Source organism: Prevotella intermedia ATCC 25611 = DSM 20706 (assembly GCF_001953955.1).
GTDB classification, from domain to species: Bacteria; Bacteroidota; Bacteroidia; order Bacteroidales; family Bacteroidaceae; genus Prevotella; species Prevotella intermedia.
Window position 1 is genome coordinate 739613 of the sequence record NZ_CP019300.1, and the last position, 16942, is coordinate 756554.

Genomic DNA, 16942 nt, shown 5'->3' on the forward strand with positions numbered 1-16942 from the left:
ATAGCTTTCACCGAGCAAAACCTATTGTTTTACCTTTCAAAACCGCTGCTTTTGAAAAACGGAAACGAAGTTTTTGGTTTTTCAATGCTATTTTTATTGTTTCACGGAAATATTAGCTCATTTTCCAAATGTTAAAAGACGGAGCGAGAAACTACCGCTATGCTACCTACATTGCCGTTGTGTTTTACCGATAAAGCTGTGCGACAAGGGCAAAAAGAAACCGCCCTTTCCAAATGGGAAGAGCGGTTGAAAATTCCTGTTAGTTTGCCATTTCGGATATGAACTTTATGCGAACCAAGCGAATTTCTTCTTCGGTGTAGTCCTCGTCAAGTTCTTTGAGGGCTTCGTTGATGCTGTCGGTATGGCTGTTCATAAAGTAATCGTAGATGTCGTCTATCTTATCTTCGTCGTAAATATCCTTCAAGAAGTAGTCGATGTTGATTTTTGTGCCACTGTACACGATTTCTTCTATCTTTGAAAGTAGCTCGTCGAAGCCGAGACCTTCGGCAACAGCAATGTCGTCCAACGGCAGTTTACGGTCGATACCTTGAATTATCTTCACTTTCTGCATCGATTTCTTTGCCACGGTGCGCACGCGCAGCTCTTCTGGACGCTCGATGTTCTTTTCCTTGCAATACTGTTTAATGAGCTTGCAGAACTCTTCTCCGTAGCGTTTTGCCTTGCCCACGCCTACGCCCTGTATATTTTGCAGCTCCTGTTCGGTAATGGGATACATCATAGCCATTTGGTCTAACGATGGGTCTTGGAAGATAACGTAGGCTGGAATGCCCAGTTTGCGTGCCAAATGCTTGCGCAGGTCCTTCAGCATTGCGTAGAGTTCAGGGTCGGCAACGCTTGTTCCACCTACCATACTTTCGTCTATTTCGTCGGTTTTGAACTCTTTGTCCATTACAATCATAAACGATTGTGGGTTCTTTAAGAAGCGTTTGCCTGCTGCCGTGAGCTTCAGTAAGCCGTAGTTCTCTACGTCTTTCTTCAGAAAACCGTCCAACATAGCTTGGCGAATGACAGGATTCCACACCTTCGGGTCTTCTTTTTCGCCGAGTCCGAACTCTTCGAGAAGGTTGTGCTTGTGGTCTCTTATGTCGTCAGTACCACGACCTTTGACAAAGTCGATAACATATTCTTGGCGGAAATTCTCCTTCAATGCCTTCACCGCTTGCAATACGATGGACAATGGTTGCTGGGCTTCTATCTTTTCTTTAGGGTGCAAACAGTTGTCGCACATACCGCAATTGTCTTTCGGATATTCTTCGCCGAAGTAGTGGAGCAGCAGTTTGCGGCGGCAAACCGACGATTCGGCGTATGTTTCGGTCTCTTGCAGCAGCTGTCTGCCTATGTCTTGCTCGGCAACGGGCTTGCCTTCCATAAAGTTTTCGAGCTTCTTGAGGTCGTTTTTCGAGTAGAAAACAATACATTTGCCTTCTTCTCCGTCGCGTCCAGCACGCCCTGTCTCTTGGTAATAGCCTTCCAAACTTTTCGGAATATCGTAGTGGATAACGAAGCGAACATCGGGTTTGTCGATGCCCATACCGAAGGCAATGGTTGCAACAATGACGTCGATGTTCTCCATCAGGAAGTCGTCTTGCGTCTTTGAGCGCGTTTCCGAATCGAGACCAGCGTGATACGGTTCTGCCTTTATTTCGTTGGCTTGCAGCACGGCAGCCAGTTCTTCCACCTTTTTGCGTGAAAGACAGTAGATGATACCGCTCTTGCCGAGGTTCTGCTTGATGAATTTGATAATCTGCCGATTGGTATCTTCCTCGTTCTTCTTGGGTCGTACCTCGTAGTAAAGGTTAGGACGGTTGAACGAACTCTTGAATTCGGCACAGTCTTCGATGCCCAAACTCTTCACAATATCTGTGCGCACCTTGTCGGTAGCTGTGGCAGTAAGGGCTATTATCGGGGCTTTGCCAATCTGGTCTACGGCTTGTCGTATCTTACGGTACTCTGGTCGGAAGTCGTGTCCCCACTCCGAGATACAGTGCGCCTCGTCTATGGCATAGAAACTGACCTTCACTGTCTTGAAGAACTCTATGCTGTCTTCTTTGTTTAGCGATTCCGGTGCAACATAAAGTAGCTTTGTCTTACCGCTTTGAATATCGGCTTTAACGTTGTCAATCTCTGTTTTCTTCAACGAAGAGTTCAGATAATGCGCCACGCCATCTTCCTCGCTGATACCATTAATGACATCTACTTGATTTTTCATCAATGCTATCAAAGGGGAAATAACGATTGCCGTGCCTTCCATTATGAGTGAAGGCAATTGGTAGCAAAGGCTCTTACCGCCACCCGTAGGCATCAACACGAAGGTGTCGTTGCCCTCTAACACGTTGCGGATAATAGCCTCTTGTGCACCTTTGAATTTATCAAAGCCGAAAAAGTGCTTTAGCTTTTCTGTGAGATTGACTTCTTTTGCCATGTTAATAGTTTAGTGTCCCTTATATAGAAAGGTAGGTTTGTTGTCGTCGCACCCACACCATTGTGTTGGAATGAATGCAACGTTTGTGTGGGGTTCAGGCTGTTTCGAGTTTGTTGAGCTTCGCTTTGTCCAATTGTTGTTGTGCATATTGGGCTGTTACCTCGTACTTCTTCACTTTCTTTGAAGGCAGTTCAAACATCGTGTCCATCATAACTGCCTCGACAATAGAGCGAAGTCCACGTGCGCCCAATTTGTATTCCACAGCCTTATCAACGATATAGTCGAGCGATTCTTCAGTAAATGTAAGGCTAATGCCGTCCATTTTGAAGAGTTTTATGTATTGCTTGACAATCGAGTTCTTTGGTTCGACAAGTATTTTGCGCAGTGCTTCCTTGTCCAATGGGTCGAGATAGGTAAGCACAGGCAGACGTCCGATGATTTCGGGGATAAGTCCGAACGAGCGTAAGTCTTGCGGAAGCACATACTTCATTAAGTCCTTCTTGTCTATTTTCGCCACATTCTGCACCGAGTTGTAGCCTACGACGTGCGTGTTGAGGCGTTGTGCTATCTTGCGTTCTATGCCGTCGAATGCGCCACCGCAGATAAAGAGAATGTTTCGCGTATCTACGTGAATGTAATCTTGGTCTGGGTGCTTGCGTCCGCCCTTTGGTGGAACGTTCACCATTGTGCCTTCGAGCAGCTTCAGCAGTCCTTGCTGCACACCTTCGCCACTTACATCGCGTGTAATGCTTGGGTTGTCGCTCTTTCGTGCTATCTTGTCTATCTCGTCGATGAATACAATTCCTCGTTCAGCAGCAGCCACATTGTAGTCGGCTACCTGCAGCAAGCGAGAGAGAATACTCTCCACATCTTCGCCCACATAACCTGCTTCGGTGAACACGGTAGCATCGACAATGGTGAAGGGAACGTTCAGCAACTTGGCTATGGTGCGTGCCAAGAGGGTTTTTCCCGTACCTGTTGAACCTACCATAATGATGTTGCTCTTCTCTACTTCTATGCCGTCGTCGTCCTTTGGCTGCTGCAATCGCTTGTAATGGTTGTAAACCGATACGGCGAGATAGCGTTTCGCTTCGTCCTGACCGATGATATATTCATCAAGATAAGCCTTTATTTCTTTTGGTTTGGGTACCTTGTTCATATCAATATCGGCGACATCTGAACTTTGTTTGCCCAATACTCCAGACTCTACAACGATATTGTTGGCTTGCTGCGCACAGTCTTCGCAGATGTAACCTGTGAGTCCTGTGATGAGAAGCCGTACTTCGTTCTCGCTCCTTCCGCAAAAACTACATTTCTTCTGAGGCATTGTTTACTTCTTTCTGATTAATACTTGGTCTATCATACCATAATCCTTAGCTTCCTCAGCCGTCATCCAGTAGTTGCGGTCGCTATCGTTCCACACCTTTTCGTAGGTCTGGTGAGAGTGGTTGCTGATAATGGTGTAGAGTTCTTTCTTGAACTTCATTATCTCTTTTGCCTCGATTTCGATGTCTGAAGCCTGACCTTGCACACCTCCGAGTGGCTGGTGTATCATAACGCGGCTATGCGGCAATGCCGAACGCTTGCCCTCCTGACCCGCTACAAGCAATACGGCTGCCATAGAAGCTGCCATACCTGTGCAGATGGTAGCTACATCGCTGGAAATGAACTGCATAGTATCGTAGATGCCAAGTCCTGCCGTTACGCTTCCACCGGGCGAGTTGATGTAGATGGAAATGTCTTTCCCAGGGTCTACAGAGTCTAAATAAAGAAGCTGTGCCTGCAGTGTGTTGGCAGTATAGTCGTCAATTTGTGTGCCGAGGAAGATGATACGGTCCATCATTAAACGCGAGAACACGTCCATCTGTGTTACGTTCAACTGGCGTTCTTCCAATATATATGGGTTAAGATACTGGTTTTGCATACTTGTAACCTCGTCTAACACCATACCGTTTATGCCCAAATGTTGGGTTGCATACTTTCTAAAATCGTTCATTTTGTATCCTTATATTATTTTAATTAGACAATAACAAAAAGCGAATATGCTGCTTTTGTTTATTGCCTTAAATACAAAGACTGTGCCATTGCAAAAGCGGGCGTCTTGTGTATTCTAACACAAAGATAAGAAAAAAATGGCAATTACTCAATAAAAAACTACTTTTTTAATTCTACCGATTGTAGTTTTTTCGCTCTTTTGATAGAAAGAGAACTGTGCAAGCCGTATTTCGGGTAGTTGATAGATTGGCAGGGGGCGGGCAAATGGTTTTACTTTATCTGAATAAGCTTGTCCTTTCAGGCATCTTTCTGCTTCGCTTGTATTCTGTATTTTATAAACGGAAAAAAGATAAAAATGGTGTAAATATTTTTCACAAGCGTAGCTATTGTGTAACCGTTTTATTATCAGTGTGTTATAAAACCTATTGTTTCGCATTGTAAAAGAGCCGCTTTTGCACGGTAAAAGCGGCTCTTTTGCCTTGCAAAACCTACGCTTTTGCAACGTCAAATCGAAATTACCGTTTTCTTAACGAATTATCTTTACAAAACCACCGCTTCAATATAGGGGTGTGAGTCATCTCGTTTCTCATATTCACAACGATTTTTCTTCGGTGTCAGGAACGTGACGAATCACGCCCTTACCTGCCGATGTGCATTGTAAAAACATGAGTCCTATTATTTAAAAGGTTGGACACCGCTTTATAAAACATAAAAAAGCAATATCCTTTCCAACGGCCTTCTCGATTGAAAGTTTGTGGAAAGGATATTGCTTTTATTATTCTATATCCATTATTTGCTGTGCAAGGCACAAGCATTAATGGTTTGTAGGCATTGTTTTACTTGTCTTCCTTTTCAGCTTTGTCAGCCTTCTTGGTTCTCTTTGCCTTTGCTGGCTTTTCTGCTGCAGCCTCTTCTGCAGGCATCATAAGCTTATTGAACTCGTCGAGAGAAACAGACTTCTTCTTCAACTTGACAACAGATTTCAATGCCACAGAGAGCTTACGGTCGAGCGCAGCCTCAATGAATGAGTCGATGTTCTCGCGCTTCTTCATCATTTCTTCAACATAGTTGTTCACGTATTCGTCAGGAACGTTGTTCATACCGTATTGTGCAAACTGCGCACGTGCCATTTGTGCAGCACTTTCGCGTATGTCGGCGTCTTCAACCTGAATGTTGTTAGCCTTTGCAATCTGGTCTCTAACGAGGTGCCACTTAAGTTCCTTGATGCTTGGCTCGTAGTTCTTTTCTACAAATTCAGCACCCTTGTCTTCGTTGTTGGCAAGCATAACACGCTTCAACAATGCGTCTGGGAACTGGAGGTCGCCCACTTTCTTGTCTGCGTATGCACGCAAGTCTTGCATAAACTTGTAGTCTGAATCTCTTTCAAGTTGCTTGCTGATGCCTTCAGCGATAGCAGCACGGAATGCAGCCTCGTCGTTGATGTTTGCTTCAGCACCGTAAACGCTGTCCCAAAGTTCCTTGTTGTTCTCTGCATTCACGAAGCGAGAGATTTCAGTAATCTGATATGAGAAGTCGCCAGTGTGGTTTTCAACCTCCTTGCGGTCAATCTTCAGCAACGAAGCAATCTCTGCGTCGCCTTCAGGGTAAGCCTTGCGTGGGTTGAAAGTGATAATATCGCCCAGCTTACTGCCGTCGAAGAGTTTCTTTTGGTCATCTACCTTGATGTATTGAGGCATCATCACAGCACCTTCTACGGTGATACCACCTTCGAGTGTGTTGCCGTTTGCGTCAAGCTCACGAATGTCTCCCTTAAGCATATCGCGCTTTTCAGGCTCAAATTCTTCAGCCTTGTCGTAATGTCCTGCACGATTTGCGAACATTTCCACTTGCTGGTCGATGAGTTTATCGTCTACCTTTATTTCGTAGTAGTCAATGGTATCCTTGTTTGTAAGCTCGATATTGAATTCTGGTGCAACGGCAATGTCGAACTTGAAGGTGTAAGGAGCTGGCTTTTCAAGCTCTACTGCTTCTTGTGTTTCAGAAGCCATAGGCTGTCCGAGCATATGGATTTTGTTGTCTACAATATATTTCTGAAGGTTTTCACCCAAGATTTTATTAATGGCGTCCATCTTTACCTGTGGACCAACTTGGCGTTTCAGCAAACCCATTGGCACTTGCCCCGGACGGAAACCAGGAATGTTAGCACGCTTGCGATAGTCTTTGAGTGCCTTCTCAACTTCTTCCTTGTAATCAGCTTCTTCGACAACAATAGTCAAAAGACCATTCAGTTTGTCGGGGGTTTCAAATGAAATTTTCATCTTTGAAGTATTATATGTTTATTGTTTAATTATCAAATGTATAAGTTTCAAAGGCAGAACGATAGAACGTCTACCCACTTCGAGGCGCAAAGGTACTTAAATTTTGCCTAACTACATAATATATAGAGATAAAAAAAACATTTTTAAGAATTAGCCTTACTTATCATCTCTATTGCCAATCGTAGGCAGACAAGGCTGCAAGACAGAAAAAAGCCTCGAAGAACATCAACGTTCTCCGAGGCTCGCAAGTTATGGATAATGCTTTATGACAAGCCTTCTATTACGCCATTCACTACGTGGATATTCTCTGCCTGTGGTTTTTTCGGCAAACCAGGCATACGCATTATGGTACCAGCAATGGCTACAATCATACCTGCACCAGCGTTGATGACAAAGTCGCGAATGGTAATGGTGAAGTCGGTTGGTACTCCGTAAGCCTTTGCATCTTCAGAGAACGAGTACTGTGTCTTCGCAATACATACGGGGAAGTTCTCGAAACCGAGTTCCTTAATGCGCTGCAAGTCTCGTTTAGCGGCAGGGCGAAGCACCACTTTGCCTGCTCCGTAAACCTTCTTCGCTATCTTTTCAACCTTTGTAACAACATCGTCGTTCTCATCGTAAACGAAGTTCAGCGGTGCAGATGGGTTCTTTTCGATGGTATCGACTACCAGATGTGCCAATTCTTCTGCGCCCTTTCCACCTTCGCCGAAGGCTGTATTGATGGCAAAACCTACGCCCTGTGCCTCGCAATGTGCTTTTACGAGTGCCAATTCTTCGTCGGTGTCGGTGGCAAAGCGGTTCAAGCAAACCACAACGGTTTGTCCGAATGCCTTCAAGTTGGCGATGTGCTTGTCCAAGTTAGGAAGACCTGCCTTCAAGCCTTCTACGTTTGGCTTGCTGATTTCTGCAACATCGATACCTCCGTGCATCTTCAAAGCCTGTGCAGTAGCAACGAGAACTGTAAGCACTGGAGAGATTCCTGCCTTGCGACACTTAATGTCCAAGAACTTCTCTGCGCCCAAATCGGCACCGAAGCCAGCCTCTGTAATACAGTAATCAGAGCAGCTCATAGCCATCTTGGTTGCCAAAACGCTGTTGCAACCGTGTGCAATGTTGGCAAATGGGCCACCGTGTATAAACGCCGGTGTATTTTCGATGGTCTGTACAAGGTTTGGATTGATAGCTTCGTGTAAGAGTGCAACGATAGAACCTGTAACATTCAGTTCGCGCAAGTAGAGCGGTTTGTTTTCAAGTGTGATACCGAGGATAATGTTATCGAGGCGGCGATGCAAGTCTTCTTCGTCAGAAGCCAAGCAGAGAATAGCCATAATCTCCGATGCAGGTGTAATATCGAAACCGCTTTCGCTAAGCAAGCCATCGGTGCGGCTGCCCAAACCCGTGATGACGGTGCGCAGATTGCGGTCGTTTACGTCTAAAACACGACGCCACCATATTTCTTTCATACCGAAGCCATCGTCCTGATGCTGGTACAAATAGTTGTCCAACATTGCAGAAATCATATTGTTAGCCGAAGTGATGGCGTGGAAGTCGCCTGTGAAATGGAGGTTGATTTTCTCCATTGGCAACACTTGCGCATAGCCACCGCCTGCAGCTCCACCTTTCATACCGAAGCAAGGGCCGAGCGAAGGTTCGCGAAGGGCAGGTATGGCATTCTTGCCAATGCGGTTCATACCAAGTGCCAAACCTACGCTAACGGTGGTTTTACCGATACCCGCCTTTGTTGGAGTGATGGCAGTAACAAGAATCAGCTTCGACTTCTTTACCTTTTCATCATCGATAAGTTGATAAGGAACTTTAGCAATGTGCTTGCCAAATGGTTCAAATTCGTCTGCTGGAATATTTGCTTTCTTTGCAATACTATCAATTAATTCAAGTTTTGCCTCGTGAGCAATCTCAAAATCTGTTTTCATTTGTTTGTTCTTCTTTTTAAAAATTATTAGCGTTAACTGATGACAATTAGTTGTTAATTGTTGCCAAAAGTATGAATTTTATATCTTACTACCAACTTTTTGACGATGTTTTTATACTTAAAAATACATAATCGCACATTTTTGAAACATTGTGCAATGGTATTGCAAACCGCAGATAGCAATATTGCAGACCATAGAGAAATTGCAACGACTTTCGTGCAGAGAACTCCGCATTGACGAAAATCTACACGGACTTGTTGGAAGAATGTAAAAATGGAAATGTAGAAGTTTAATGGGAATAACTCGCTTAATGAATGAAAAGAAGCCCATAAAGCTGTAAATATTTTTCACAAGCGTAGCTGTTGTGTAACTATCTTGTTACCAACGTGTTATAAAACCTATTGTTTTGCATTGTAAAAGCGTAGGTTTTGCACGGTAAAAGTGGCTCTTTTGCATCGCAAAACAGCCGCTTTCGCAATGTCAAATCGAAATTATCAATTTCCTTGCAAATTATTTTTACAAAATCAGTGGTGTTTTCAGCAACTGCAACAAGCAGAAAAAGGATAATCAATACCCTGAAAACGCATCGACTGTTTCGTGAAAATGGCTCACCTTATTATTATATAAGGTGGCGTGCAAACTCTATGATGGTGTCTTTGCCACGTTGGAAATCTTCGGAAGTAAGGTCTACCTTATAGTCTGGGTCTATGCCAAATTCGGTCATTTGCTTGTCCTTGTCGTACATCGGACAAGCTGAAAAGCGCACCGACCAACCATTAGGAAGCTCGGCAGAGAAAGGCAATCCTGCTCCTCCGCCAGTGCGGTCGCCCACCGTTTTCACATTTGGGAAACAGCGCATATACTTTACAAACTCGTTGGCAGCCGAGAAAACGCTGCGGTTCGTCAGCACGAACACAGGCTTTTGCCAACGTATGCCTTTCCCAGGCTTTAAGATTTGCTGCTTCATGGGCGAAAAGTCGCTGTGCCCTTTTCCCGTTTTGTGTTGCATATAGCCTACAAGTACCGACTTGTTGGTGAATCTTGCAGCCAGTTCCTCCGCATTGTTGAGTGCACCTCCGCCATTGTTTCGCACATCTATGATAAGGGCTCTGCAAGGTTGGAAGTAGAGAAGAATGTCGTTGAGGTTGCCCGCACCTATTCCACGTTGGAAACTTTCGCAGCGCAAATAGCCAATGTTGTCGTCGAGAATGGTATAGTCCAATCCGCTCGCTATCAAGTAATCGGTTTTCAGGTATTTACGCAAGAGCGAGTCGGAATAGTTCTGCGGATAGTCTTCGCGCCACGACCAATAGCGCGCAGCGTTGAAAGAGGTGTATAGATTCACGTGTCCGTCTTTCAGTTCGGACAGCATATTTGCCATAACTTCAAACTGTTGGCGTTCTGTCATCGAATTGTCGAACTGCTTCAAGTACTTTTCTCGCACTGCATTCCAGTCTATTCCTTTCTGCTCAAAGAAACAATAGTGCTCGTCGAGTATCTTCCAAAGTGCCTCGGCATTGCCCTGAACGGTGTTCGGGTATTCGTCGTTGGTAACGCAAGATGAGAGGAACGACATTATAAATAATGTGTATGCAAGCACAAAAGCTGTGTGGCGGAAGGGGCGTTTATACTTTTTCATTACGGAATAATCTTTGAAATAGAGAACTTTCGCACGATGCCTACCACAAGAAGGTTACTCCACGTGTGGTATTTCAAACCGTTTATGCGTGCTTGCTGAAAGTCGCCCAGATAGCCAAGGCGCAACGTGGTGTGGTGCAAAGTAAAATCGAGGATAAGCATTTGCCGAAGCGAGGGAGCGGAAACAAGGGTGGTGGGCACGATATTGTGGTCGTAGTCGCCCTTTGAAAATATTTCGTAGTAGCTTTGTCCGAAGTTAGGTGCAAACATCAAACCTACGAGCGGAGCTTGCACTTCGTATCGAACTTGGAAGGGCTTGCCCCACAAACGGAACGCATAGGCAGCCGAAGCCGACGGCGACAGATTCACGTTCAGATACGCTTGTGCAGGGTTGTTTCCATTGCGCATATTGTATAGAAAGCCTAAGTTGGCATCGATGCCGCCGCCAATCGTTGCTGCGAGTGTGCCATAGCCCACAGTCCATTTGCCAAAAGTGTAGTGCAGGTTGTACTGAAAGTTATACAGTCCGCCTATATTGTTGTTTTTCTCCGAAGCGTTGTGCGTGTAGGACAGGTGTGCTTGGTGGATAATCTCACGCAAAATGGGCGTGCCGTTATCACGTAGCGTATGCGAAACATAGCGCAGCTCGCTGCCTGTGTATTCGCTTGGCGAGAGATAGGTGTCTAATTGATTAACGTGCCCAATGCCAACAAGCTGCGCTTTCGTAATAATCTTCTTGGAACACAGCGTGTCTTGCGCATCAACAGCAACACCGTATAGCAACAATGAAAAGGCAAGGAGTACTTTCTTCAACACCATAATAACTTTAATTATCAAAGAATTGCAGACTCAATTGTTGCTCTCCGCCGTTGTCTTCCTTCGGTTTTTCAGCCTTTGCGACAGGTTCCGACGGTGCTTGTGCTTCGGGTTCAGCTTGCTTTGCAGGCTGTTCTTCTATCGTTTCGGCTTCCGTAGGTTCTACTGTTTCGATTTCTTCAGCCTCTTCCGATTCTGGGAAACGAATGGGCTCGAGTTGTTTAATCTTGCTTACTTTGAAGGTTGTAAGACGTTTGCCCTTTGCCTTGAAGCCTTTTACGCCCACAAACTCTTCGGCATCTATCACTTCCGTGCCACGTGCTGCATCGCTTCCGCCGTACGTTATCTCTGCACGAGGGTAGGCATCGTCGGTCAGGAATACGAGTTTGGACTTCGGATTGTCGCCAATCACACTCTGATGGCGTGTCGAATTTTCCATACAGAAACGCTTTAAGTAGGGATAACCGTTGTTGTCGGCATCGTAAACCACCGCTGTCCACGGCTTTTCGGGGTTGAATTTCTCGATGCGGAAGATGTTATCCTCGTAGTGGTTGGCTGCATCGAAGTTGGTAGTGTAGAACTCTCCATTGTTGAGAACTACAAGAATGGTGTCCTTATCGTTAAATTCGCCCAACAAACGACCCTGCTCTTCGTAGTTGATACGATTGACATCGGCATCGAACCACACCTTTCTGCCACCCAAGGTAGATACTCCGTGTGCTTTCAAAGATACACGGTCTACAGTTTCTTTCGTAAGCAACACGCCGCGGGCAGTCTTCGATTTGATAAGCACATTGGAGAAATCGCGCTCGAAATAGCGCATCAATCGTGCCCTGCCAGGTTGGTCTTTCAATATAATCTTGATGGTTTCGGCTTCTCCGTTCGGGTTAGCAGTAAAGTAAAACACTCTCGAACCCGGCTTTCCTTGCGTAAGGTCGTAATCCCTGTCGCGGGTAATGGAAACCACGTTGAAACGCTTTATGTAGTAAGGACCTTTTTCGCCGTCGCGATAAACCGCATTGTAAATGGTACGGCGGTCGTTGCGCTTGAACACTTGCACGTGCATAACGCCCTTTCCGACAAATACTTTGTCGGCAATATGAATGATGCGATACTTGCCGTCGCGGAAGAAAACGATGACATCGTCAAGGTCGGAACAGTTCTGAACGAACTCTGCTTTCTTCAAGTCGGTGCCTATGAAGCCACCCTTTCGGTCGATGTATAGCTTCTCGTTGGCGTCTACTACCTTTGCAGCGACAATGGTATCGAAACTCTTTATCTCCGTTCGGCGTGGGTAGTCCTTGCCGTATTTTGCCTTCAAATGCTTGAACCATTCGATGGTTACACGCACCATTTCGCTGAGGTCTTTGTCTATTTCGGCTATCTCGGCTTCTATCTTTTGGATTAATTCGTCGGCTTTGTCCTTGTTGAATTTAAGAATGCGCTGCATCTTTATCTCGAGCAAGCGGAGTATGTCCTCGCGTTTCACTTCACGAATGAAGTCCTTTTTAAAAGGTTCTAACTTGGAATTGACGAAAGCAACCACCTCGTCCATTGTTTTAGAAGTCTCGAACTTCTGTTCCTTATAGATGCGTTCCTCTATGAATATGCGTTCTAACGAGTTGAAGAAAAGCTGTTCTTCCAACTCGCCCTTCCTTATTTCGAGTTCCCTGCGCAACAGTGCTTGCGTGTGGTCTACCGAATGTTTCAGTACGTCAGACACGGTCAGGAACTGCGGTTTGTTATCGGCAATGACACAACAGTTGGGCGAAATGGAAATCTCGCAGTCGGTAAAGGCGTACAAAGCGTCCATTGTCTTGTCGCTCGAAGTGCCTGGTGTCAGGTGTAATTGTATCTCCACTTCCGACGCCGTCATATCTTCTACCTTGCGTATCTTTATTTTTCCCTTTTCAACAGCTTTGGTAATCGACTCTTGAAGCGAACTTGCAGTCTTGGTGAAAGGTATTTCGCGAATGACAAGCGTCTTGTTGTCAATCTTCTCAACCTTGGCACGCACCTTCAAGGAACCGCCCCGCTGTCCGTCGTTGTACTTTGAAATGTCGATGCTGCCGCCTGTTGGGAAGTCTGGATAAAGCTCAAACTTCTTTCCGCGTAGATAGCTTACAGCGGCATCGCATATTTCTGCCATATTGTGCGGAAGGATTTTAGACGACAATCCAACAGCTATGCCTTCTGCACCTTGCGCCAACAGCAATGGAAATTTGGCAGGTAGGGTAACGGGTTCTTTATTTCTTCCATCATAAGATTGCTGCCATTCGGTGGTCTTAGGGTTGAAAATGGTCTCCAATGCAAACTTGGACAGACGCGATTCGATGTATCGGGGAGCTGCAGCACGGTCGCCAGTGAAGATGTTTCCCCAGTTTCCTTGCGTGTCGATGAGCAGGTCTTTCTGTCCCATCTGTACGAGAGCGTCGCAGATAGAAGCATCGCCATGTGGGTGAAACTGCATCGTATGGCCTGCAATATTGGCAACCTTGTTGTATCGTCCGTCGTCCATTCGCTTCATAGAGTGGAGAATACGGCGTTGAACAGGCTTCAATCCATCGTCAATATGGGGCACGGCACGTTCTAAGATTACATAACTTGCGTAATCCAAGAACCAGTTTTTATACATTCCTGATAGGTGCTTGACAGCCGAAGCATCGAATCTGTCGGTTGGAACATAGTCGTTTCGCAACTCGTCCGCTTCGTCTTCGTCCGTCATTTCAGCATCGGCAAACACTTCTTCATCGCTTTCTGTGTCTGCCATATTGCCGTTATTGCCCGTTGTTTCTTCGTTCAGTGGGTTTTCACCCTCGTTGTTTTCAATTATCTTATCGTCGTCCATAAACAGTTGGATTGTCTCTATTTTTGAGGCTCAAAGGTACGAAGAAAACTCGAAATATGCAAATTAGAGCAGCGAAACAAACATCTATTTATTATAGGTGAAAGGAAGCCATAATGAATCTGAACGGAGTTGATGTTATTTCCCCTGCTTGTTTTCTTCTTTTTCTTAGGGGATTGTATTATCTTTGTACGTAGAAAATAGAATTATTTAAGCTTTGAGAAAAATTTATCAGAACTGTGATAATAATTTATCTAAGCTTTGATAAATTTTTCTCAAAGCTTAGATAATTCGATAGAATGCGTATAGAATTATGATTTTGTAGGCATCTAAATATGATTTTATACGTATCTAAACAGAAAAGGAAGCAAGAAAGGGAACATTGAAAACACAAATAAGCTCATCAGGCAATACATACCAAAGAAAGCAAACTTCGATGATTTCACAGACAAAAAGATTGCGACCATACAGAAGAAAATAAACAGAAGACCTAAATATCCAAACACCAAAATGCGAGTTCTACAGAAAAATATAATAATTTTGCACTTGCTGGTTGACTCTACGAATTAATTATAACGTCATTCTTTCGCAAACTTTCACAACTTTTAGTTCCCTTATTCCGTTAAAAAGCCGTAACTTTGTGCCAAATTCCGAATAAACAAAGATAAAAGAAATATATTATGGCACAAGAGGATACATTCAAAAAGATAGTAAGCCATTGCAAAGAATATGGTTTTGTTTTTCCAAGTAGTGATATATACGATGGTCTTGCAGCGGTTTACGACTACGGTCAGAACGGTGTAGAACTTAAAAACAACATCAAGCAGTATTGGTGGCAGTCAATGGTGTTGCTCCACAACAACATCGTTGGCATTGATTCGTCTATCTTTATGCACCCTACGATATGGAAAGCAAGCGGCCACGTTGATGCTTTCAACGACCCTTTGATTGACAATCGCGACTCTAAGAAACGTTACAGAGCCGATGTGCTGATAGAAGACCAGCTCGGCAAGTACGAAGAAAAGATGGATAAGGAAATCGCCAAGGCTGCAAAGAAATTTGGCGACAGCTTCGATGAGGCGCAATTCCGTGCCACCAATCCCCGCGTATTGGAGTATCAGCGTAAGTACGATGAACTTCACACACGCTTTGCCAATGCGATGGAGGCTTCAAACCTTGAGGAATTGAAGCAAATCATACTTGATGAAGGTATCGTAGACCCTATTAGCGGAACAAAGAACTGGACCGATGTGCGCCAATTTAATCTTATGTTCTCAACCGAAATGGGTGCTTCTGCCGATTCATCAAGCACGATTTATCTGCGTCCAGAGACAGCACAGGGTATCTTTGTTAATTTCTTGAATGTTCAGAAGACCGGTCGTATGAAACTGCCGTTCGGTATCGCACAGATTGGAAAGGCTTTCCGTAACGAGATTGTAGCGCGCCAATTCGTGTTCCGTATGCGCGAATTTGAACAAATGGAAATGCAGTTCTTCTGCCAACCGGGCACGGAAATGGAATGGTTCAACTATTGGAAGCAGTATCGTTTGGCGTGGCACCAGGCTCTTGGTATGGGTAACGAGAACTATCGCTATCACGACCACGAGAAGTTGGCGCACTATGCAAATGCTGCAACCGACATCGAGTTCCATATGCCATTCGGTTTCAAGGAAGTAGAAGGTATCCACTCGCGCACCGATTTCGACCTTTCACAACACGAAAAGTACTCGGGCAGACAGATAAAGTACTTTGACCCAGAACGCAATGAGAACTACACACCTTACGTTGTTGAGACTTCTATCGGCGTAGACCGTATGTTCTTGAGCATTATGTGCCACAGCTACACCGAAGAACAGCTTGAAAATGGTTCGAGCCGCATCGTTTTGAGCTTGCCAGAACCGTTGGCTCCTGTTAAGTGTGCAGTGCTTCCGTTGGTAAACAAGGACGGTCTGCCAGAGAAAGCACAAGAGATTGTGGACGATTTGAAGTTCCACTTCAACACCACCATCGAGGCAAAGGACTCTATTGGCAAGCGTTATCGTCGCCAAGATGCCATTGGTACGCCTTTCTGCGTTACCGTTGATGGCGACACGCTTACCGATAACACAGTTACTCTGCGCTATCGCGACTCTATGAAACAAGAGCGTGTGCCTGTTGCAAAGCTACGTGAAATCATTGAAGACCGTGTTTCTATAACTTCACTGTTGAAGAAACTCGACGTAAAAGAATAAGACTATATTTACAGTAGAATAGAATTATGCAAAATAAAAACGAATTAAGAATGCGCTTGCAAAGCCTCTTCTTCTCTGCAACTTTGCTGTTTGCAGCTATGTTTTCGGTTGGTTTGCTCTCTTCTTGTTCGGAAGATGAAAAGGAAAACGAAGAGTTTGCCAACTGGAAATCCAAGAATACGACGTATTGGACAAACCTTTACAACACAACAAAGCAAAAGATTGCCAATGGCGACACGTCTTGGAAGCTCATCTTAAATTATACTTATCAGGGACAAACAGTAAATGAAGGAACAAAAGACTATGCACCCGAGAACTACATTATTGTTCACGAGTTAGAGAAAGGAACAGGTTCGGGCTCACCATTGTTCACCGACTCGGTGCTTGTTCACTATCAAGGACGCCTCATACCTTCGCCAACTTACACTGCAGGAGTAGTTTTCGACAGCAGTTGGGGCGGCAATGGCTTGGTATTCAACCCTAAGACATCACGCCCAGCCCAGCTTTTGGTGGGCGGAGCTAAAGGTGCTGTTATTGATGGATTTGCTACTGCTTTGCAGAAAATGCACATCGGCGACCATTGGGTGGTTTACATTCCTTACCAGTTAGGCTACGGTGCTAGGAAGAATGGAGCTATTCCAGCTTATTCCAACTTGATTTTCGATTTGCGTCTGCACTCTTATTACAGAGCAGGAACAAAAGTTCCCGATATTATTTAAGGACATACCAGCCAGCTCTTAGCGAAGACTTACGGTGGGCATATT

Annotated in this window: 10 protein-coding genes and 1 pseudogene; 3 read left to right on the forward strand and 8 right to left on the reverse strand. The window is 44.9% G+C overall.

Annotated elements, in window-relative coordinates; all coding sequences use genetic code 11:
• Positions 1-259: 259 nt before the first annotated feature.
• The 8 genes from recQ to BWX39_RS03095 all read right to left on the reverse strand — a co-directional run bounded on the left by recQ (position 260) and on the right by BWX39_RS03095 (position 13950).
• Positions 260-2443 (reverse strand): DNA helicase RecQ, encoded by a 2184-nt coding sequence (gene recQ / locus BWX39_RS03055; RefSeq protein ID WP_028904970.1) that lies wholly within the window; start codon positions 2441-2443, stop codon positions 260-262.
• 94 nt (positions 2444-2537) lie between these two features.
• The gene (gene clpX, locus BWX39_RS03060) at positions 2538-3770 is read right to left on the reverse strand and encodes an ATP-dependent Clp protease ATP-binding subunit ClpX (protein WP_014708843.1); all 1233 of its coding nucleotides are present in this window, start codon (positions 3768-3770) and stop codon (positions 2538-2540) included.
• Positions 3771-3773: 3 nt separating this feature from the next.
• The gene (gene clpP, locus BWX39_RS03065; protein ID WP_014708844.1) at positions 3774-4439 is read right to left on the reverse strand and encodes an ATP-dependent Clp endopeptidase proteolytic subunit ClpP; all 666 of its coding nucleotides are present in this window, start codon (positions 4437-4439) and stop codon (positions 3774-3776) included.
• Positions 4440-5274: 835 nt separating this feature from the next.
• Positions 5275-6717, reverse strand: coding sequence for a trigger factor (gene tig / locus BWX39_RS03070; RefSeq protein ID WP_028904968.1), 1443 nt, complete (start codon positions 6715-6717; stop codon positions 5275-5277).
• A 263-nt stretch (positions 6718-6980) separates the two neighbouring features.
• Positions 6981-8648, reverse strand: coding sequence for a formate--tetrahydrofolate ligase (locus tag BWX39_RS03075; RefSeq protein ID WP_028904967.1), 1668 nt, complete (start codon positions 8646-8648; stop codon positions 6981-6983).
• A gap of 619 nt (positions 8649-9267) precedes the next feature.
• Positions 9268-10287, reverse strand: a complete 1020-nt coding sequence (locus BWX39_RS03085; protein ID WP_028904966.1) for a S41 family peptidase — start codon at positions 10285-10287, stop codon at positions 9268-9270.
• Positions 10287-11105: a DUF3316 domain-containing protein gene (locus BWX39_RS03090; RefSeq protein WP_028904965.1), complete on the reverse strand. Its 819-nt coding sequence runs from the start codon at positions 11103-11105 to the stop codon at positions 10287-10289. Before BWX39_RS03090 ends, BWX39_RS03085 begins: the two co-directional genes overlap by 1 nt.
• A 7-nt stretch (positions 11106-11112) precedes the next feature.
• Positions 11113-13950: a DNA gyrase/topoisomerase IV subunit A gene (locus tag BWX39_RS03095; RefSeq protein WP_028904964.1), complete on the reverse strand. Its 2838-nt coding sequence runs from the start codon at positions 13948-13950 to the stop codon at positions 11113-11115.
• A gap of 366 nt (positions 13951-14316) precedes the next feature.
• On the opposite strand from BWX39_RS03095, the pseudogene BWX39_RS12860 reads away from it, so the two are divergent.
• The 3 genes and pseudogenes from BWX39_RS12860 to BWX39_RS03105 all read left to right on the forward strand — a co-directional run.
• A pseudogene (locus BWX39_RS12860) lies at positions 14317-14504 on the forward strand (IS30 family transposase); the annotation flags it as partial.
• A gap of 123 nt (positions 14505-14627) precedes the next feature.
• Entirely contained in the window at positions 14628-16178 is a 1551-nt protein-coding gene (locus tag BWX39_RS03100) for a glycine--tRNA ligase (RefSeq protein ID WP_014708850.1), read from the forward strand.
• 26 nt (positions 16179-16204) lie between these two features.
• Positions 16205-16897 (forward strand): FKBP-type peptidyl-prolyl cis-trans isomerase, encoded by a 693-nt coding sequence (locus tag BWX39_RS03105; protein ID WP_028904963.1) that lies wholly within the window; start codon positions 16205-16207, stop codon positions 16895-16897.
• The last annotated feature ends 45 nt before the right edge of the window (positions 16898-16942 follow it).

Excerpts from the sequence above, each read along its gene's own strand:
- clpX (WP_014708843.1), bottom strand. The coding sequence starts at position 3,770 with ATGCCTCAGAAGAAATGTAGTTTTTGCGGAAGGAGCGAGAACGAAGTA.
- recQ (WP_028904970.1), bottom strand. The coding sequence starts at position 2,443 with ATGGCAAAAGAAGTCAATCTCACAGAAAAGCTAAAGCACTTTTTCGGC.
- BWX39_RS03105 (WP_028904963.1), top strand. The coding sequence starts at position 16,205 with ATGCAAAATAAAAACGAATTAAGAATGCGCTTGCAAAGCCTCTTCTTC.
- tig (WP_028904968.1), bottom strand. The coding sequence starts at position 6,717 with ATGAAAATTTCATTTGAAACCCCCGACAAACTGAATGGTCTTTTGACT.
- BWX39_RS03100 (WP_014708850.1), top strand. The coding sequence starts at position 14,628 with ATGGCACAAGAGGATACATTCAAAAAGATAGTAAGCCATTGCAAAGAA.
- BWX39_RS03095 (WP_028904964.1), bottom strand. The coding sequence starts at position 13,950 with ATGGACGACGATAAGATAATTGAAAACAACGAGGGTGAAAACCCACTG.
- clpP (WP_014708844.1), bottom strand. The coding sequence starts at position 4,439 with ATGAACGATTTTAGAAAGTATGCAACCCAACATTTGGGCATAAACGGT.
- BWX39_RS03075 (WP_028904967.1), bottom strand. The coding sequence starts at position 8,648 with ATGAAAACAGATTTTGAGATTGCTCACGAGGCAAAACTTGAATTAATT.
- BWX39_RS03085 (WP_028904966.1), bottom strand. The coding sequence starts at position 10,287 with ATGAAAAAGTATAAACGCCCCTTCCGCCACACAGCTTTTGTGCTTGCA.
- BWX39_RS03090 (WP_028904965.1), bottom strand. The coding sequence starts at position 11,105 with ATGGTGTTGAAGAAAGTACTCCTTGCCTTTTCATTGTTGCTATACGGT.